Origin of the sequence: Paenarthrobacter sp. PH39-S1 (genome assembly GCF_030063245.1) — a bacterium.
Taxonomy (GTDB): Bacteria; Actinomycetota; Actinomycetes; order Actinomycetales; family Micrococcaceae; genus Arthrobacter_M.
Genome location: NZ_JASISR010000007.1, coordinates 105,708 through 124,636, shown reverse-complemented (window position 1 = coordinate 124,636; position 18,929 = coordinate 105,708). Strand labels below are relative to the sequence as shown.

The following is an 18,929-nucleotide window of genomic DNA, read 5'->3' as shown; positions in this document are numbered from 1 at the left end:
GCAACCCATCTGGAATAAGGTCCGCCACGAATCAGTTGTGATGGTGGCAAGCCCACCCCAAATGGGCCCATCTATGCAGGAAGAGGTTCTCCGACCCGTGAACACCAAAGCAAGTCCGGCCCCAGAGGTTCGGGATGTCATCATTGTGGGTTCCGGCCCGGCTGGTTACACCGCTGCCGTCTACACTGCCCGCGCCAACCTGAAGCCGTTACTGATCGCTGGCTCGGTCACAGCCGGCGGTGAATTGATGAACACCACTGACGTGGAAAATTACCCCGGATTCCCCGACGGCATCATGGGTCCTGACCTGATGGAACAGTTCGAAAAGCAGGCCGAGCGGTTCGGCACCGAGATCATGTTTGAGGACGCAGCAACACTTGACCTTGCTGGCGAGGTGAAGACCATCACACTTGGAGACGGTCAGGTGTTTGCTGCCCGCTCCGTGATCATCTCGACCGGTTCCGCGTACCGGGAGCTGGGACTGCCCGATGAAAAGCGCCTGTCCGGCCACGGAGTCAGCTGGTGTGCCACGTGCGACGGTTTCTTCTTCAAGGACCAGGACATCGCCGTCATCGGTGGCGGTGACTCGGCCATGGAGGAAGCTCTGTTCCTGACAAAGTTTGCCCGCACCGTGACCGTCGTTCACCGCAGGGACACCCTGCGTGCGTCCAAGATCATGCAGGATCGGGCTCTGCAAAATGAGAAGATCAGCTTTATCTGGAACTCAGAAGTTGTTGGTGTCGACGGCGAAACCAAGGTCTCGGGTCTGCGCCTGAACAACCTCGTTACCGGAGTGAAGAGCCCCCTTGCCGTAACGGGAGTTTTCGTTGCCATAGGCAACGACCCAAGGATTGACCTCGTCAAGGACCAACTGACCCTGACCGCGGCCGGAACCATAGCCGTCGACGGCCGATCGTCCAAGACCAGTGTCCCCGGCGTCTTTGCCGCCGGGGACGTCATCGATCCGACCTACCGGCAGGCCATCACGGCGGCCGGCTCAGGGTGTGCGGCTGCCCTGGACGTGGAGCACTTCCTCTCCGACCTCGACTCCTGAAAACTTACTCGACTCCTGAAAACTTAAACGTAATACCCGTCCGAATCAGAAAGAGGATGCCATGAGCAATGCCAAGAGTGTCACCGATGCAACCTTCCAGGCAGACGTCATTTCCGCTGACAGGCCCGTAATTGTCGATTTTTGGGCCGAATGGTGCGGACCTTGCCGAAAATTGGGACCGATCCTGGATCAGATCTCGGTTGACTACGCGGACAAGATCGATGTGGTCAAGGTGGACATCGACGAAAACCCGGCCATTGCAGCCCAGTACGGCATAACGTCCATCCCTGCTGTCTATTTGTTCCAGGCCGGTGAAGTGAAAAGCACCGTCATTGGTGCCCGGCCGAAACAATACTTTGAGAAGGAATTTGCCGACTACCTGCAGTAATTTCCGCTAGAGAAATTTCAGCTAAAGAAGTTTCAGCTGGAGACGGGGTTCGGCAGCGCCTGGTGGACGGCGGCCGGACAAAGGCAAACGGACTTTAGGGAGCCGGTGCGGAGTGACCCGATGTGATGGGCAGTCCGCGCCGGCTTCTTTTGTTCGTGAACAGCCGTTTGTGAACGGCCGTTTGTGAACACTTGTTTGCGGACAATTGTTGCGGACAATTGTTGCGGACAGTTGTTTGCGGACCAGACGAATTGCTTTGATTCCGGACAACAACTCCGATGTCTCCCGGCGACGGTGGAACCGCCACTTCACTTGGCCCTGCACCGGGCCGGATCAGGTACAGTGCATATCCGAAGGTGGAACCCAATAACGCCGCCGAACCGTGACCCAGCCAGGGAGTGCTCGTGGGAAAAGCGCTCATGGGAAACGTGATGGAGCTTGCAGCGATTGCGTTCGTCGACTATTCGGTGCTCAGAATCGTTCCTGAGGAAACCCATCGGGCCCTCCGCCCCACGCCCAGCCGCAACGGGCAGCCCGAAAATGCCGGTCTGGAGGCTAGCGGCATCCGTTGGGTTCTGGATGCCCGGTGTGCTGGTTCACGGCCTGGCATCGTCCGAGGCGCGTTGGCCGGTAGTTTCGTTTCACGTGAAACGACCGAAGCGAACGGGCTCGCTGCTGGTGATCACGGAACGGCTCCGACTCCGGCGCCACCGCTTCGTCCGCAAACCCCAGACCTTAGTTGTGCGTTCGCGCCGCCACCTTTGCCGTATCTTTCAGGAGGGCGCCCGCTCCGGCGCACGACGCCTTCTTGGCTGGTGCAACGCAGCTTCTCAGAAATTGGCGCCTGTCGCTGCACGAGCAAATGCCAACATGAGCTTTCCGAGCCGGCCAACGGTCGCGTCTTCAATCTGCGTTGCAGCGGGAGCCAGCCCGATAATACTACCCGCAGGTCCACGCGCTCCCGATTTTCCCCTAACGTTTCCGTAGTTCCATCCTTGTTGATGTGGTGCAGGACGACAGCAGGAAAGCCCCTCTTGGGGCGATGGAGAGTACCGCGACGGACGCAGGACGGTAGGTTACCGCCAGCTAGGACCGCGGAGAGCACCGCGACGGACGCAGGACGGTAGGTTACCGCCAGCTAGGACCGCGGAGAGCACCGCGACGGACGCAGGACGGTAGGTTACCGCCAGCTAGGACCGCGGAGAGCACCGCGACGGACGCGGGACTGTACGGTACCGCCTCCTGGGCCGACAGAGAGCGACGCGACGGACGCAGAACACCAAAGAGGGTATGGGCGCCCGACGCAGTCCAATCAGCCCTTAGAAGCCCCTACAGCCGTGTTCCCAAAGGACCTCTCCGACGGCGGGAACATGCATCTAAGGGACGTCTCCGAGGCGTCAGCACCGACTTATTTACGGATGGAGGGTGAACTCGACTATGTCCTCGCTGCCGGTTGTTTCAGAGTCTGCCCCTATTCCCCAGCTCCCCTAAATAGAGCCAGTAAGACAGAGCCGGCGTCGTTCCCGCATTCCCTGCCGCCTCGGCTGCCTGGGGGCTCGCTGTTTCACGTGAAACCACGTGGTGGTAGCAGTACACGCCGGAAGCTATAGCTGCCCTTCGCGCACTTTCAGTCCCTGGAGGACGCCAGCCGCGTGATGAGGGCGTAGGACGATTCACGGGCGACGGGGGCAATGTTAATTTTAATCTGCTGGTACGCCGCGAATCCCCTCGTTCGAAGAATCGCTTTTGGCAATCCGAGTTGATTAATGCGGAGAGAATCACCCAGGGAGCTCGGCTACGTGCCTGCCATGTCCGTCTGCACGACTCGCCCATCCTTCCTCTCCAAGCTTGGAAGACCTCCTGACGGTGAATTTCGGTTTCACGTGAAACGGCTTGATCCGTTTCACGTGAAACGGTCTGATGTGCTCACTGTAGCGATGATCCTGCGGGCTCCATGTGCCCGAAAACTATCAATAAAGACCTGTTTGCATCCAAGTAATCTCCAAATTGTACGACTGCAGAAACCCCGGAGAGAACCGCAGGGGCAATATCGCAGCGCGGCCACGATGGGCGGGGCCTCGATGGGCGGTGCCTCGATGGGCGCTCCCAAGACGAATAACTGCCACAACCATTAGGCGATGACTGCCAGGTGTCCATACTTACCGGATATCCAGACATCAACACTGTCGCCCCTATGAAGGCCCCAATCATCGTCCACGAATCAGCAGTGGCACCGACCTTCCTAATTGCCCGCAATATCGCTCCCGGATTCAAGTGGGCCTGCCGCGGCGGATACCCAGCAACGGCCAGCATCCGCTACATCGGTGACGTCCGCAACCCTCGAAACCGGCGAGGCATTCCCCCCTGCACCATCGCAATCTTTGTGCTCCAAGGGCCGTTGGGCGCGAACCAAGCCGGCGACCCCTTCTTGTGAACAGAAAGCACGCCAGACTGGGGCCTACGTGCCTATTTAAGACATCCGCGCGTACCTCTTCCGCCATCGGCATCGCCACAAGCAACCGCCACCGCCAGCGCGTTTCACGTGAAACGGTCTGACTATTCACGTCGTCTGAATGGGGACCCCGGACAACGGACGCTTGTTTCACGTGAAACATCGGCTCGAACCCAGGACGCAGCGACCCCAACCGGGAGATCGGCCCGCTGACGCTGGGCGCACGAATCCACCCGTCCTACAGCAACCCATCCTACAGCAACAAAAACCTCCGTTGCTTCCTCCTTTTTCGCGCGCTATAACATTTACGGCAGATGCGGCATCTCCGTCTCTGGTACGAGGCAGGTGCCCAGCGGCTAGACGTTCCGCGCTAGAGCTCGTCCTTGTGGGAGCGCGTCAACAGTACCCTTTGTCCTGTTTTGCTGCCCACCGGGGGACCAGATGGGGCCGAAACACGCCGCGCGGGATGCCAAACGGGCATGCTGGACATGGCTTAGAATCGATCCTGGAGAAGCCTGACACGCCCGCTGACGTCTGAAATGGCGGCGGGGAGCGGACCCTGCGGCATCCTTTAATATTTCGACTAAGGAACAAAAGGACGTTGCGACACATCTCCGAGAGCCGGAGCAGCCTCATATCGTCGGACCATCAGCTGACACTAAGGCCCGGCCTGAGAGAGAGACCAGGTAGACGTATTGCTAGGAGCTCGCTCCGGGCGCCAAAACGTCCATAATCCGGTTAAGATCCTCTACGGAGGCAAATTCGATGCTGACCTTTCCCTTCCGGGCTCCAAGCGTGATCTTCACGTTTGTATCAAGCTTGTCCGAAAGAGAAGTGGCCAAGTAGTCAAGGCGTTCGTGACGGGGACTGGTCTTCGGTGCTGGAACGCGGCCATCCGCGTCCGGGGCTTGATAAAGAGTTACAGCCTCTTCGGTTCCGCGTACCGACATTCCCTCCGCGACGATCCGCTGCGCCATCCGCTCCATAGCCACTGCGTCCGGCAGGCCAAGCAGCGCCCTCGCATGCCCAGCGGAGATAATACCTGCGGCAACCCGGCGCTGAACCACGGCCGGTAGTTTAAGCAGGCGGAGCGTATTGGACACCTGCGGGCGGGAACGACCAATGCGGTCCGCTAGCTCTTCATGTGTTGTCCCGAAATCCTCGAGGAGCTGCTGGTATGCCGCCGCTTCCTCCAGGGGATTCAGCTGACTTCGGTGCAGGTTCTCCAGCAGCGCATCCCGCAACAGATTATCGTCGGTAGTGTCCCGAATAATGACCGGAATGGACTCCAGTCCCGCGAGTTGCGAAGCGCGCCAGCGACGTTCACCCATCACCAGTTCGTATGGCTCACCGCCTTTTTCGGAGGACGTACGAACCACGATGGGTTGCAGCACTCCGACTTCCGTCACGGAGTGGACCAGTTCGTCCATTTCGTCCTGATCGAAGGTGGTCCTCGGCTGCTTACGGTTCGGGTGGATGTCGGTGATGGGCACCTCGGCAAACCGCGCCCCGGGGACCTCCATTAATCCCTGCGCCTCCGCTGTTTCACGTGAAACAGCGGACCGGGAGACCTTTTTCATGGTGGCTTCAGGAAAGAATAGGTCTACGGGCCGTGATCCGGACTGCGCAGACCCGCTGGCGCCCCCGTCCGCTGCGGCCGAGTTGGGGATAAGCGCGCCCAAACCTCGTCCGAGTCCCCTACGTTTTTCGGTCATGGACAGATCCCTCCGCTGGAAAGGCCCAACGAGCATCGGGCCATGTTGTTCTGGTGAAGTCTTAGTGCCGGCGATAGAAGAGAGTCTAGCGTTCAGCTATCTCTGCCGCGGCTTCCAGATAAGACAATGCGCCGGTCGAGGACGGATCGTAAGTCATTACTGTCTGCTGATAACTGGGCGCCTCGGATATCCGTACAGATCGCGGAACAACCGCCTTGAGAACCTGATCCGGAAAATGTTCCCGGACATCCGCGGCGACCTGCGCAGCCAGGTTGGTCCGCCCATCGTACATTGTCAGCAGGATCGTGGATACTTCCAATTCACCGTTCAAATGCTTTTGTATCATTTCAATGTTATTCAGTAGCTGACTAAGGCCCTCCAAGGCGTAGTACTCGCACTGGATAGGTATGAGCACCTCGTTGGCAGCACAAAAGGCATTAACGGTGAGGAGACCGAGACTAGGGGGGCAGTCAACAAAAATGTAGTCCAGTCGTTCTTCCCCGGACATCTCGCGGTGCTGGGCATACGCATCCAAAGCCCGCCGCAGCCTCTGCTCGCGTGCCACCAGAGATACCAGTTCAATTTCCGCGCCGGCCAAATGAATAGTGGCGGGAGCACAGATCAGATTGACAATATCCGGGCAGGGTGCAACAACGTCAGCTAGCGCAAAATCATTGATGAGGACATCATAGATGCTGTCCACATCTGCGTGGTGCTCCACTCCCAGAGCGGTCGAAGCATTGCCCTGCGGATCGATGTCCACAACGAGGACTTTCAGGCCGGCCGAGGCCAAGGCGGCGGCAATGTTCACCGTCGTAGTCGTCTTGCCGACACCGCCCTTTTGGTTGGCGACTGTCATGATCCGGGTCTTCCTGGGCTTCGGCAAACTACGGCCCAACAGCCGCTCGCGCCGCTTTGTTTCGCTGACGAGCTGGCGCGCAATAGGACTGCCCTCGTCCATGTTGTCCATCGCGCCAGCTGGTGGTTCAATGACGGTTTCACGTGAAACAGAACCACCGCTGCGTTTATCAACCTTAAATGGTTGTTTCATGAACTGGCTGGCCGCTTTTGTCTGTGCGGTGACCGATTGTGACCCCGAGCGTGCCGAGCCCAAGGATACAAAGGGCGGGATGCGCCGCGAAGCCGCTTCGCTGCTGATCACAATGACACTCTCACTTTCATAAAGCTGTGCTTGCCGTTCTCTAGCCTAGCCGCTGCAGTAGACAAACCCGGCGGAGAAACGGCAGTCTGGCGAGCCCTCATGTGCGGCCAACCCTGATGTGCAGCGGATCCGGTCCCTGTCCTGGACGGCGGGACGCGCAAGCCGTGCCCCACTGGAGAACGACGTTCTACCTCTTCGAAACCCGAATTCTCACGACCGTCGTCGGCTCGTCCAAAATGCCGACTCCGGCTGTTACAACGCTCGTCTGCACGCCGCCTAACTTGCGGATGGCCTTGGCTGCTTTATCCAACTCCTCCTGGGCACTTCGTCCCTTGATGGCAAGCAGCTCTCCGTCCCCGTCCAGTAAGGGGATTGTCAGACCCACCAGCTTGTTGAGTGCAGACACGGCGCGGGCAGTCACAACGTCGCACGTAACCCTCCCGAGCGCCTGTTCGGCCCGCGCCCTCATGATTTCCACGTTATCCAGCCCGAGATCCATTACCACTTCCTCGAGCCACGTCACGCGCCGCTCCAGCGGCTCGATCAGGGTGACCTGGAGATCCGGACGCGCCAGCGCCAACGTCAGGCCCGGAAGTCCTGCCCCGCTGCCGACGTCGGCAACCCTGGCGCCGTCGGCTATCAGCTCGGTCACGACAGCGCAGTTAAGCACATGCCTGCTCCACAATCGCGGAACCTCTCGCGGACCAATGAGCCCGCGCTCAATGCCGGACGTTGCCAGATGCTCGACGAACCGTTCGGCAATCCCCAACCGCGCGCCAAAAATTTTTTCGGCGGCAATAGTTTCGGCACCGTTCAGTTCAACCACAAATATCTCCTCGGACCTGCACCATACCCGGCGCCCGGAATGGCATCGAACAAACCAACGTCACTGCGCCGCGGAGACCACAATGTGGCGATCGGTACCTTCGCCCTCTGATTCACTGATGAAACCCAGCTCCGCAATGGCGTCGTGGACAATCTTGCGCTCGTAGGCCCCCATGGGGGCAAGCGAAACGGGCTGCCCGTTATCCTTGACGAGTTCGACGGCGTTCTGGGCCAGCTTCGCCAGCTCACCATTGCGCTCCAGCCGGTAGCCGGAAATATCGAGCACCAGCCGGGAGCGGCTCTCGGTCGCCGATAGCACCGAGAGCCGGGTCAGTTCCTGCAGCGCTTCCAGAACCTCGCCGCCGTCGCCGACCAGTGACTGCAGTTTGGAACTTTCCTCATCGGAGACAATCGAAATATATGTCCGCCCGTTGCGGACTTCAATGTCAATATCTCCATCTATATCTGCAATGTCCAACAACTCTTCAAGGTAGTCCGCGGCGACGTCGCCTTCCTCGTCGAGCCGGCTTACACCCGTACTGAGTGCTGCGTCGGAGGCCTGAGCGGCATCATCGGGGGCAAGCTCGGCGGGGCTATCGGCAGTCATTACTTCTTCTTCCTGTTCTTGCGCTGCGGTTGTTGGCGCTGGCCGGTGGGCTCAACAATTTCCTCGACGATTGGTTCCGCTTTCCTGCTGGCACTCAGCAGCGGCAACCCCTTCGCCACGCGGCGCTGCTGGTACTCGCGGTAGGCCGGCGAGCCGGGCGTCGGCATCTTGCGGATCACGAAAAATTGCTGACCCATGGTCCACAGGTTCGTGGTGGTCCAGTAGATAAGGACACCAATGGGGAAGTTTATGCCGCCGACGCCGAACACCAGCGGCAGGACATAAAGCATCATTTTCTGCTGCTTCATGAACGGGCTCGCCATGGCGTCTTCGGACATGTTCTTGGACATGATCTGCTTCTGCGTAATGAACTGTGAGGCAGTCATGGCGAGGATCATGATGATCGAAAGTACGACGACGGCTACGTTGACGTCGCCGTTTTGCACCTGGGGCAGGAACGCAGAGGAAAGGGGCGCACCGAAGATCTGCGCCTGGTCGAACTGCAGCACCTGCTGATGGCTGAGCGCGCCGATTCCTTCCTGCGTCTGGGTGGCTGCCTTGGATACGCCGGACAACACTTGGAAGAGCGAGAAGAAGAATGGCATTTGGATCAGCATCGGCAGACATGCCGAGAACGGGTTGGTCCCGTGTTCCTTGTACAGGGCCATCTGTTCCTGCGCCATTGCCTGGCGGGAGAGCTGATCGGTCTTGCCCTTGTACTTGGCCTGTAGCTTCTTCATATCCGGCTGCAGGGCCTGCATGCCCCGCTGGGCCTTGATCTGTTTCACGAAGACGGGTATCAGGGCGGCGCGGATCACCAGCACCAAGCCGATGATGGAAAGGGTCCAGGTCCAGCCAGAGGAGGACGGTAGTCCAATGCTGGTCAGCCCATCATGGAAGACCACCATGATCCATGACACCACCCATTTGAATGGCGCCAGGATTGTCCCGAAGAAATCAAACATTCTTTTCTATTCTCCTCAAGCCGCTTCACGGCCTTCTGCGTCTGACTCAACAGCTAGAAACTCGTCTGGATGGTTCAGTTGGATTATGTACGGGACCGCAGCGGGATCGGTGCCGTGCGAGTGCGGGGCGCCGGGGACGTGATCTACGCCTCCTGCATTCCATGGGTGGCATCGCAGAAGTCTCCGCCCCGCCAGCCAGCTGCCCTGTACCGCGCCGCGCAGCAGAACGGCTTCCAAGGCATAGGCGGAGCATGAAGGGAAGAACCTACAGACAGGTCCGTACAGCGGCGAAATCAGTTTTCGGTACAGGGTCAGCAGCAGAATCAATAGGTCGCGCGGCAGATTCCAGATTAAATGACCCAGAAACAGGATAAGCCGGCGCCGGGATCCGGAAGCCGGCAGTTGCCACCGGTACATCGGAGGGACGGACGGGGAGTGAACAGCACCACTGAATGTCATGGCGTGTTATTCCCTTCCTTGTCCGGCGCCGCTACCCTTCCGGCGGCCAGCCGGTCGAGCGTTTTGAGGCAGGCATTCTGATAATCCTTCACCAACTCCGGCCAACAAGACCCGGCCGACACAGGCAGTGCCCTGACTACAATATTGAGGCCGGCGGGATTCTGACGCACAGTTGCTGCCGCGGCTTCTCTTAGTCTCCTCTTAACGAGGTTCCGTGCAACAGCGTTCCCTACAGTCTTCGCCACGATGAACCCGACCTTCGTCGGTTCATCCGCGGCGGAAAGCGCCGCATATAACACTAAGTTCCGGCGTCCGTTGCGGACGCCGGAACGTACTGTATTCGAGAAGTCGGCCGAGGCCCGTAATCGATTTCGGGTGGCTAGCACCGTCAGATCAACTGCGGGTGGATCGGATTCAACAAAACGGTATTAGACAAAAGTCCGGTGTTGTGGATTAGGCCGACAGTTCGATGCGGCCCTTGCCGCGGCGTGCCGAAAGGATGGCACGGCCTGCGCGGGTACGCATACGAAGGCGGAAGCCGTGCTTCTTGGCACGACGGCGATTATTCGGCTGAAAAGTCCGCTTGCTCACGTTGGGTTACTCCAAGACAATCAAAGATGCGCCTTGCCCGTAATACAGGGGAAGAACAGGCCGACGCGAAGAATCAGGTGCCCACCGGCGCCAAATATCGGCGCATGCCAGACGGCACATAGTAGACACAAAGGACTTCACCACGTTAGGTCATCCGGTACCCTGCAGTCAAATGGCGCTTGGTCCAAGCCTTGGGTTGCCGTAGGCCGAGAAAGCTCAATGCGGACCCCCGGGCACCGGCTTTCAAGCACCTGGGCTGCCGCACTGTGAGAATTATCCACAAGGTCTTTCCCTGCTATCTTCTGCCGTTTCCATCCCTTAGGCTAGCCCAGTGGCAAGTTATCCACCGGCTGTGAATAACTCTGTGGATGACCGTTCCGCAGCAGCACTGTGCAGACTTCGCGCAGCGACGAACCACACCGCGTAACCGAAGATCACGAGGAAAAAATGAGCAGGCGTACGAATGAGCACTGACGAGATTAATGATGTCGGGAGCTCATGGCGCCGAGTCGTCCGGATCCTGGAACAAAACGACCATGTCACGCCCCGGCAGCGGGGATTCGTCTTCCTGGCACAGCCCTTGGGATTGATCGGGACCACATTGTTGGTCGCCGTCCCCAATGAACTTACCCGCGAGGTGCTGCAGACGCAGCTCAAACGGGCCCTGGAGCATGCCCTCCGCGAGGTCTTTTCCGATGACATCCTGTGTGCCTTCAGTATCAACGCTGACCTGATGCCTGTTCAAGCAGAAGAAGAGCCCCAGGAACAGATCGTGGTCCGCCGCGAACCGGAGACCAAACCCGCACCCACTTTGCCCAGCACCTCGCAGGAGTTCGGACGCCTGAATCCGAAATACGTGTTCGATAGTTTCGTGATCGGCCAGTCAAACCGCTTCGCCCACGCTGCCGCCGTCGCCGTCGCCGAGGCGCCGGCCAAGGCATATAACCCGCTGTTCATTTATGGTGATTCCGGACTGGGCAAGACCCATCTTCTGCATGCGATCGGCCACTACGCCCGCCGCCTCTATACCGGGATCCGTGTGCGGTACGTAAATTCAGAAGAATTCACCAACGATTTCATCAATTCGATCCGTGATGATGAGGGGGCGAGCTTCAAGCAGCTCTACCGGAACGTAGACATCCTCCTCATCGATGACATCCAGTTCCTGGCGAATAAGGATGCCACCCAGGAAGAGTTCTTCCACACCTTTAACGCCCTGCACAATCACAATAAGCAGGTCGTCATTACCTCGGATCTGCCGCCGAAGCGGCTTTCCGGCTTTGAGGAACGGATGCGGTCCCGCTTCGAATGGGGCCTGCTGACGGATGTCCAGCCGCCCGAGCTGGAAACACGCATCGCCATTCTGCGTAAAAAGGCCATAGGGGAGGGGCTCTCGGCCCCTGATGATGCACTGGAATACATCGCCTCCAAAATCTCCACGAACATCCGCGAACTTGAGGGGGCCCTGATCCGGGTTACCGCCTTCGCGAGCCTTAACCGCCAGCCGGTGGACGTTGCCTTGGCGGAAATTGTACTCAAGGACCTGATAACCGATGAAGGTGCACAGGAAATCACGGCAACGGCCATCCTTGGACAGACGTCTGCCTACTTCAACCTTTCGCTGGAAGAGCTCTGCAGCAAGTCACGGACCAGGACCCTTGTCACTGCGCGCCAGATCGCCATGTACCTATGCCGCGAGCTTACAGACATGTCACTGCCCAAAATCGGTCAGGAGCTTGGCGGACGTGACCACACAACGGTTATCCACGCTGACCGGAAAATCCGGGAACTGATGGCCGAACGACGGGCCATTTACAATCAGGTCACGGAACTGACCAACCGGATCAAGCAGCAACAGCGCGAGGGATAGTCAGGTCACAAAAGCCACTGTGGATATGTCTGTGGATAACTGCGGGGATAACTGCACCTTGCCGGTGCACAACTCTGCGCACCCTGTGAATCCCCGGAACTACAAGGAAAGTTGTCCACCGGCACCTGAACCTCGGCTGCATTTGGTACACAACCTTTGCACAGGGGACATCCCCGGAGGGCCGCTTCCAGACAGAGTTATCCACAGTATCCACAACAGTTATTAACACTACGAATCCTAAAAACTGTGTTCTTCTAAACAACACTTACCTACTGCTCCAACCCTCGATCGCAGAGCCACCCAAGGATGCATTCGCCGGCTGGCCAAGGCGCTAAGCTGTCTGCAAGCATGAAGTTCAGACGTGTAGTTCCAACCAGGTCCTTCCGGCCGTCGGAATTCCGGTCCGAATTCTTTTATGCCCGGGCCCTGCGCCCTTGCCGGATCTGCATCGACCGGCGTTCTGCTGGCTCACTTTGCGACGATAAATTTTAGGATGAAAGGCGGCACCCTTCCGTGAAGTTCCGAGTTGAACGGGATGTCCTGGCCGAGGCCGTCAGTTGGACAGCCCGGTCCTTGTCTCCGCGGCCCCCCGTCCCGGTCCTGTCCGGATTATTGCTCAGAGCCGAGGCAGGCACTGTCAGCCTCGCCAGTTTTGATTACGAAATTTCCGCCCGACTGGAAATTCCCGCCGACATCGCCGAAGAAGGAACCATACTGGTCTCTGGCCGTCTGCTGGCGGACATCTGCCGAAGCCTCCCCTCCGCCCCAGTCGCAATCGAAACCGACGGAGCGAAAGTCACGCTCAGCTGCCGGAGCAGTCGATTCAACCTGACAACAATGCCGGTGGCTGACTATCCCGAATTGCCTGCGTTGCCGAACATCAGCGGCACCGTATCTGGGGAGGCTTTTGCCCAGGCTGTTTCACAGGTCATCATTGCTTCCAGCAAAGACGACACGCTGCCCATCTTGACGGGGGTCAAGATGGAAATTGAAGATGACCTGATCACCTTGCTCGCAACCGACCGGTACAGGCTCGCGTTGCGTGAGGTACGCTGGCGGCCCGCTGTTCCCGGCCTTTCGACCAGTGCGCTGGTCAAGGCCAAAACGCTCAATGAAGTGGCCAAGACCCTTGGTGGTTCCGGCGATTTGAACATTGCCTTGTCTGACAACAGTGAACTTATTGGCTTTGAAAGCGGTGGCCGGCGGACGACGTCCCTCCTGATCGACGGCGACTATCCAAAGATCCGTTCGCTTTTCCCGGATAACACGCCGATTCATGCCACCGTGGGGACGAGCGCTTTGGCCGAGGCCGTACGTCGAGTGTCCCTGGTAGCCGAGCGCAATACTCCGGTCAGGCTGGCCTTCACCGATGGGCAGCTCAGTCTCGACGCTGGCACCGGTGAAGACGCCCAGGCCTCCGAGGCTCTGGAGGCTTCCCTGCTGGGCGAGGACATCACCGTTGCCTTCAACCCGCATTATCTCAGTGAAGGACTCAGTGCCTTTGACAGTAAATTTGTCAGATTCTCCTTCACCTCGGCGCCTAAACCGGCGATGATTACCGCACAGGCAGAACTCGACGGTGCGGATAACGATGACTACCGATACTTGGTGATGCCCGTCCGGTTGCCCAGCTGACAGCACCGGGATGGTTGTCACCCGCCCTGAACCAACAGCAGTTATCACCTCCAGAAAAGAGAAATACCGTGCATATCGGTCTCATCGGTCTTGGAAAAATGGGTTTCAATATGAGGGCCCGCCTCCGGGATGCCGGCATTGACGTCACCGGATACGACCGGAACCCCGAAGTAACCGATGTTCCCACACCGGCGGAACTGGTCAAGGCCTTGCCGACCCCGAGGATCATCTGGGTGATGGTTCCAGCAGGCGACGTTACGGACGCCGTCGTCAATGAACTATCAGGCCTGTTGGAGAGCGGTGACATGATCATCGACGGTGGAAATTCCCGTTTCACCGAAGATCAAAAGCACGGGGCCTCATTGGCCGAAAAGGGGATCAGGTTCGTCGACTGTGGAGTTTCCGGCGGAGTCTGGGGCCTGGCAAACGGCTATGGGCTAATGGCCGGCGGGGAAGCCGCCGACGTCGACGCAGCCATGCCGATCTTCGATGCCCTGCGGCCCGAAGGAACCCGTTCAGAAAGTTTTGTCCATGTGGGCGATGTCGGTGCCGGACACTACGCCAAAATGGTACACAACGGAATTGAATACGGATTGATGCAGTCTTATGCAGAAGGCTATGAGCTGCTGATGGCCAAGGACATCATCAAGGATGTGCCCGGGACATTCGCGGCGTGGCAGAAAGGTACTGTCGTGCGCTCCTGGCTGTTGGATCTGATGGTCAAGGCGTTGGAAGAGGACCCCGGACTCGCCAAAATTGCCGGTTTTGTTGATGATTCCGGTGAAGGCCGGTGGACAGTGGAGGAGGCTATCTCGAACTCCGTTCCTGCCCCCGCCATCACGGCGGCGCTCTTCGCCCGTTATGCCTCCCGTCAGGACGATTCCCCGGCCATGAAAATGGTCTCTGCGCTGCGCAATCAGTTCGGCGGGCACGCCACCAAAGCGGCCAAACCGGCGTCGTCCTAAGGGACGGGAACCTGAGCACGGCGTGTATCTGCAGCACCTGTCCCTGACCGATTTCCGCAGCTACGAACAGGTCGAACTACTGCTGGAGCCCGGCATTACCGTTCTTATCGGAGCCAACGGTTTTGGCAAGACCAATCTGGTGGAGGCCGTGGGTTATCTTTCCACGCTCAATTCCCACCGGGTCAGTTCTGACGGACCGCTGTTGCGTTTCGGCAGTGAACGGGCCATTATCCGGGCCAGACTCGTACGCGGTCAGCAGGCGGTCAGCATCGAGGTTGAGATCAATGCGTCGCGGGCGAATAGGGCACGAATCAATCGGGCCAATCCGGTCCGGGCCCGCGATGTCCTGGGCATCTGCAGGTCGGTGCTTTTCGCGCCCGAGGATCTGTCCCTGGTCAAGGGGGATCCGGGGAACAGACGGCGCTTTCTCGATGAACTGCTGGTTACTCTACTGCCGCGGCATGCCGCCACCCGTAGTGACTACGAACGGGTGCTCAAGCAGCGCAACGCCTTGCTGAAGTCCGCGAGAAGCCAGCACTTTTCACGGTCTGGAGTGAGTGCGGCCAACGAAACAACGCTGGATGTCTGGGATCAGCAAATGGCATCTGCCGGCGCCGCCCTGCTGGCGGCCCGGCTTGAACTGATCGAAAGACTAAGACCACATTTAGCTGCGGCATATCGCCAGCTGACCGACGGATCCAAGGAACTGAGTGCGCAGTACCGCTCAACGCTGGAGGACAACCTCTCCGACGACGGGAACACCGCAGAGGACAGCGGGACGGAAGCGCCGCAGCCACGGGCAGTGGGAGGGTTGGCCGGATTGTCCATCGAAGAACTGACGCTGAAGTATGTGCAGAGTTTCGCCGCATCGCGGCGACGCGAGCTGGAACGTGGCTTGTCCCTGGTGGGGCCCCACAGGGATGAACTGGAACTCGTATTGGGGTGCGCACCGGCAAGGGGCTATGCATCACACGGTGAAACGTGGTCCGTCGCGCTGTCGCTGCGGCTGGCCTCGTATTATGTTCTCCTGGAAGATGCACAGGTGGAAGGCAACGCACCGATTTTGATTCTGGATGACGTTTTTGCCGAGCTGGATGTCCAGCGGCGCAGAAAACTGGCATCAATCGTGGCAGGGGCAGAACAGGTCCTGGTAACGGCCGCAGTGGACGCGGACATTCCCGCGGAGCTTTCGGGTGCGCAGATCCGTGTGATTCCTGGAGGAGTAGTAGTCGATGAAGGATGAGGATCCGGATCCGGCCAAGCAGCCCACCGGGATTGATGCGGCGCAGGCGGCATTGAATCGAATGCGTGCCGCTGCCGCCAACCGCGGCGAAATACGGCTGGCCCCGGGCCGCCGTCCACCTGACAAGCCAAAATCCAAGCGGCGCTCCTTCCTGGATATCAAGGATTCCGGCCGCGATCCGTTGGGATTGGGAAACGTGGTCAATCGTTTGATCAGCGAACGGGGCTGGTCCTCCCCCGTAGCGGTTGGTTCGGTGATGGCGCAGTGGAATACGTTGGTGGGCCCGGATATCTCGGCCCATTGCCAGCCGGAGAGTTTTACCGGCACCGCCTTGCAGGTTCGTTGTGACTCAACCAGTTGGGCCACTCAGCTGAGGCTGCTGAGTTCCTCACTGCTGGCGCGCTTCGATGCCGAGCTTGGGACCGGCGTCGTAACGAAGATCCAGGTGCTGGCGCCGGCTGCTCCAAATTGGCGCAAGGGTTACAGGACAGTCAAAGGACGCGGGCCCCGTGACACCTATGGGTAGGTAACCCAGGCTGAAACGTCCGCGGCAAAAACGCCATACAGGACGGCGGAAGGGCCCCATTGCGTATATCCCCTCGACGAAGGCGCCGAAATAGTCTCCTGCCCTGCTTTTTCGGCCTCTCAGACCCTATTCGTACATGCATTGGCATGCCGGCAAGGTAGAATTGAACGAAACACGGGACGCCGGAGACTGCTCGGGCCATGGGCTCACATGAAACGGCGGACCTAGGAATGTGTTTGCTGCTGGAGCGGCCCGAACCGGGTTCATCGCCCGGACAGACCGTATCCTCAGCCACAAACGAAGAATAGAGGGGTCGAACGCGCCTGTGACTACCAGCAATCCGGAGAATACGGACCACGTGACGGACACGGAGAATACGGCGACGGCGACAGAAGATGCAGTGACCCGCGCCGACCAAGTGGTTTCGCAGAACAACCATCGCACTCCGGCCCACCCGATGGAATACGGTGCCAGCGATATCACTGTCCTGGAGGGCCTCGAAGCAGTCCGTAAACGCCCCGGAATGTACATCGGCTCCACCGGCCCCCGAGGACTGCACCACTTGGTGTATGAAGTGGTGGACAATTCGGTCGATGAGGCATTGGCCGGGTACTGCGATCACATCGAGATAACCCTGCAGGCAGACGGCGGCGTCAAGGTCGTCGACAATGGCCGCGGGATACCGGTGGATATCCATCCAACGGAGGGCAAGCCTACCGTCGAAGTTGTGATGACGATCCTGCACGCCGGAGGAAAGTTTGGCGGCGGTAGCTACGCGGTCTCCGGGGGTCTGCACGGTGTTGGTATTTCGGTGGTTAACGCGCTTTCGGAGCGGGTCAATACCGAGGTTCGCCGGCAGGGCCATGTCTGGCGGATGACATTCGTTGAAGGCGGGAGGCCCCAGGGCAGTCTGGTCATGGGCGAGGAAACCCAGGACACGGGGACCACCCAGACGTTTTATGCCGATCCGACCATATTTGAAAGCACCGCCTTCGATTTCGAGACTTTGCGCGCCCGCTTCCAGCAGATGGCTTTCCTCAACAAAGGGCTGAAGATCACGCTCACGGATGAGCGCCGCGCCAGTGTGCCGGTCTCGGACGTGGAAGATCTTGATTTGGACTCCCTCGGCACTGGCAGCCAGGCAACCGCGGGGCCCCGCCAAGTGGTCTACCAGTACAACGAGGGGCTGCTCGACTATGTGAAGTACTTGAATTCCTCGAAGAAGGTCGATGTGATCCATGAGGATGTCATCGCGTTCGAAACCGAGGATTCGAGCCGGAAGATGGCCGTTGAACTGGCACTTCAGTGGACCACCGCCTATTCGGAGAGTGTCCATACCTACGCGAATACGATCAACACCCATGAGGGCGGTACCCATGAAGAAGGGTTCCGTGCCGCCATGACCTCGCTGATCAACCGCTATGCGCGTGAGAAGAACATCATAAAGGATAAGGATGAAAATCTCACCGGAGACGATATCCGCGAGGGCTTGACGGCGGTTATTTCAGTTAAGCTGTCCGAGCCGCAGTTTGAGGGCCAGACCAAGACAAAGCTGGGTAACTCCGAGGTTAAGGGATTTGTTCAACGCGTGGTGACGGACGGTCTTGGCGACTGGTTGGAGCGGAACCCCGGACCGGCCCGGGATGTGATCCGTAAATCAATCCAGGCATCCCAGGCACGGCTAGCTGCGCGCAAGGCCCGGGAAAGCACGCGCCGCAAGGGTCTGTTGGAATCCGGCGGAATGCCCGGAAAGCTTAAGGACTGCCAGTCCAAGGATCCATCACTTTCCGAGATTTATATTGTCGAGGGCGACTCGGCCGGCGGTTCGGCAGTGCGTGGCCGAAATCCAACGACCCAGGCCGTCCTGCCGCTGCGCGGAAAAATCCTCAACGTCGAGCGTGCACGGCTTGACCGTGCCCTCGGCAATGCTGAGGTACAGGCCATGATCACAGCCTTTGGTGCCGGAATTGGTGAGGACTTTGACGTTCTCAAGGCGCGGTACCACAAGATCGTGTTGATGGCCGACGCCGACGTGGATGGCCAGCACATCACCACGCTCCTGCTGACGCTGTTGTTCCGCTACATGCGCCCGCTGATTGAAAACGGCTACGTGTACTTGGCACAGCCCCCGCTCTACCGGATCAAGTGGACCAATGCTCCGCATGACTACGTCTACAGCGACCGTGAGCGCGATGCCGTGATGGCTAACGGGCTTGCCAACGGACGCCGTATTCCCAAGGATAACGGGATCCAGCGTTACAAGGGCCTCGGTGAGATGGACTACACGGAACTTTGGGATACCACCATGGACCCGGATCACCGCACCCTGCTTCAGGTCACCATGGAAGATGCAGCCGCGGCGGATCAGGTCTTTTCCATTCTGATGGGAGAGGACGTCGAGTCACGGAGGAACTTTATCCAGCAGAACGCCAAGGACGTCCGGTTCCTCGATATCTAGGGCTTTAACGAGGA

At 58.9% G+C, this 18,929-nt stretch carries 16 protein-coding genes; 8 read left to right on the top strand and 8 right to left on the bottom strand.

Features of this window, described 5'->3' with window-relative positions; all coding sequences use genetic code 11:
• The first annotated feature begins 73 nt into the window (after positions 1-73).
• Positions 74-1,054, top strand: coding sequence for a thioredoxin-disulfide reductase (trxB, locus tag QMG52_RS06650; RefSeq protein ID WP_434621729.1), 981 nt, complete (start codon positions 74-76; stop codon positions 1,052-1,054).
• 61 nt (positions 1,055-1,115) lie between these two features.
• Positions 1,116-1,442, top strand: coding sequence for a thioredoxin (gene trxA / locus QMG52_RS06645; RefSeq protein WP_283559637.1), 327 nt, complete (start codon positions 1,116-1,118; stop codon positions 1,440-1,442).
• 3,150 nt (positions 1,443-4,592) lie between these two features.
• On the opposite strand, the gene QMG52_RS06640 is transcribed toward trxA, so the two are convergent.
• From QMG52_RS06640 to rpmH, 8 genes are all read right to left on the bottom strand, one after another.
• Positions 4,593-5,609, bottom strand: a complete 1,017-nt coding sequence (locus tag QMG52_RS06640; protein ID WP_283559636.1) for a ParB/RepB/Spo0J family partition protein — start codon at positions 5,607-5,609, stop codon at positions 4,593-4,595.
• Between the two features lie 85 nt (positions 5,610-5,694).
• Positions 5,695-6,660: a ParA family protein gene (locus QMG52_RS06635; RefSeq protein ID WP_502920460.1), complete on the bottom strand. Its 966-nt coding sequence runs from the start codon at positions 6,658-6,660 to the stop codon at positions 5,695-5,697.
• 298 nt (positions 6,661-6,958) lie between these two features.
• Positions 6,959-7,597 (bottom strand): 16S rRNA (guanine(527)-N(7))-methyltransferase RsmG, encoded by a 639-nt coding sequence (gene rsmG, locus QMG52_RS06630; RefSeq protein ID WP_283559634.1) that lies wholly within the window; start codon positions 7,595-7,597, stop codon positions 6,959-6,961.
• 60 nt (positions 7,598-7,657) lie between these two features.
• Entirely contained in the window at positions 7,658-8,203 is a 546-nt protein-coding gene (locus tag QMG52_RS06625) for a Jag family protein (protein ID WP_283559633.1), read from the bottom strand.
• Entirely contained in the window at positions 8,203-9,168 is a 966-nt protein-coding gene (gene yidC / locus QMG52_RS06620; RefSeq protein WP_283559632.1) for a membrane protein insertase YidC, read from the bottom strand. The genes QMG52_RS06625 and yidC overlap by 1 nt, the downstream gene beginning before the upstream one ends.
• 15 nt (positions 9,169-9,183) lie before the next feature.
• Positions 9,184-9,585 carry a membrane protein insertion efficiency factor YidD gene (gene yidD / locus QMG52_RS06615; protein WP_283559663.1) on the bottom strand — a complete coding sequence of 134 codons (402 nt, stop codon included), beginning with the start codon at positions 9,583-9,585 and terminating at the stop codon, positions 9,184-9,186.
• Positions 9,586-9,623: 38 nt separating this feature from the next.
• Positions 9,624-10,013 carry a ribonuclease P protein component gene (gene rnpA, locus QMG52_RS06610; RefSeq protein ID WP_283559631.1) on the bottom strand — a complete coding sequence of 130 codons (390 nt, stop codon included), beginning with the start codon at positions 10,011-10,013 and terminating at the stop codon, positions 9,624-9,626.
• A gap of 67 nt (positions 10,014-10,080) precedes the next feature.
• Complete coding sequence (gene rpmH / locus QMG52_RS06605; protein ID WP_196395440.1) at positions 10,081-10,218, bottom strand: 50S ribosomal protein L34; 138 nt, start codon at positions 10,216-10,218, stop codon at positions 10,081-10,083.
• Between the two features lie 463 nt (positions 10,219-10,681).
• Between rpmH and dnaA the strand changes: the two genes are divergently transcribed.
• From dnaA to gyrB, 6 genes are all read left to right on the top strand, one after another.
• On the top strand, positions 10,682-12,088 hold the full coding sequence (gene dnaA, locus QMG52_RS06600) for a chromosomal replication initiator protein DnaA (protein ID WP_283559630.1): 1,407 nt from the start codon (positions 10,682-10,684) through the stop codon (positions 12,086-12,088).
• Positions 12,089-12,601: 513 nt separating this feature from the next.
• Positions 12,602-13,723 carry a DNA polymerase III subunit beta gene (gene dnaN, locus QMG52_RS06595; protein ID WP_283559629.1) on the top strand — a complete coding sequence of 374 codons (1,122 nt, stop codon included), beginning with the start codon at positions 12,602-12,604 and terminating at the stop codon, positions 13,721-13,723.
• Positions 13,724-13,791: 68 nt separating this feature from the next.
• A complete protein-coding gene (gene gnd, locus QMG52_RS06590; RefSeq protein WP_283559628.1) occupies positions 13,792-14,688 on the top strand; it encodes a phosphogluconate dehydrogenase (NAD(+)-dependent, decarboxylating) in 897 nt (298 codons plus the stop codon).
• A gap of 22 nt (positions 14,689-14,710) precedes the next feature.
• Positions 14,711-15,931 carry a DNA replication/repair protein RecF gene (gene recF, locus QMG52_RS06585; RefSeq protein ID WP_283559627.1) on the top strand — a complete coding sequence of 407 codons (1,221 nt, stop codon included), beginning with the start codon at positions 14,711-14,713 and terminating at the stop codon, positions 15,929-15,931.
• Positions 15,921-16,457, top strand: a complete 537-nt coding sequence (locus QMG52_RS06580; RefSeq protein WP_283559626.1) for a DciA family protein — start codon at positions 15,921-15,923, stop codon at positions 16,455-16,457. The genes recF and QMG52_RS06580 overlap by 11 nt, the downstream gene beginning before the upstream one ends.
• Before the next feature lie 457 nt (positions 16,458-16,914).
• Entirely contained in the window at positions 16,915-18,915 is a 2,001-nt protein-coding gene (gene gyrB / locus QMG52_RS06575) for a DNA topoisomerase (ATP-hydrolyzing) subunit B (RefSeq protein ID WP_283559662.1), read from the top strand.
• Positions 18,916-18,929: the final 14 nt, after the last annotated feature.

Coding starts and splice junctions, on each gene's coding strand:
- QMG52_RS06635 (WP_502920460.1), bottom strand. CDS start 6,660: ATGAAACAACCATTTAAGGTTGATAAACGCAGCGGTGGTTCTGTTTCA.
- QMG52_RS06640 (WP_283559636.1), bottom strand. CDS start 5,609: ATGACCGAAAAACGTAGGGGACTCGGACGAGGTTTGGGCGCGCTTATC.
- gyrB (WP_283559662.1), top strand. CDS start 16,915: ATGGAATACGGTGCCAGCGATATCACTGTCCTGGAGGGCCTCGAAGCA.
- trxA (WP_283559637.1), top strand. CDS start 1,116: ATGAGCAATGCCAAGAGTGTCACCGATGCAACCTTCCAGGCAGACGTC.
- yidD (WP_283559663.1), bottom strand. CDS start 9,585: ATGTACCGGTGGCAACTGCCGGCTTCCGGATCCCGGCGCCGGCTTATC.
- dnaA (WP_283559630.1), top strand. CDS start 10,682: ATGAGCACTGACGAGATTAATGATGTCGGGAGCTCATGGCGCCGAGTC.
- QMG52_RS06580 (WP_283559626.1), top strand. CDS start 15,921: ATGAAGGATGAGGATCCGGATCCGGCCAAGCAGCCCACCGGGATTGAT.
- QMG52_RS06625 (WP_283559633.1), bottom strand. CDS start 8,203: ATGACTGCCGATAGCCCCGCCGAGCTTGCCCCCGATGATGCCGCTCAG.
- yidC (WP_283559632.1), bottom strand. CDS start 9,168: ATGTTTGATTTCTTCGGGACAATCCTGGCGCCATTCAAATGGGTGGTG.
- trxB (WP_434621729.1), top strand. CDS start 74: ATGCAGGAAGAGGTTCTCCGACCCGTGAACACCAAAGCAAGTCCGGCC.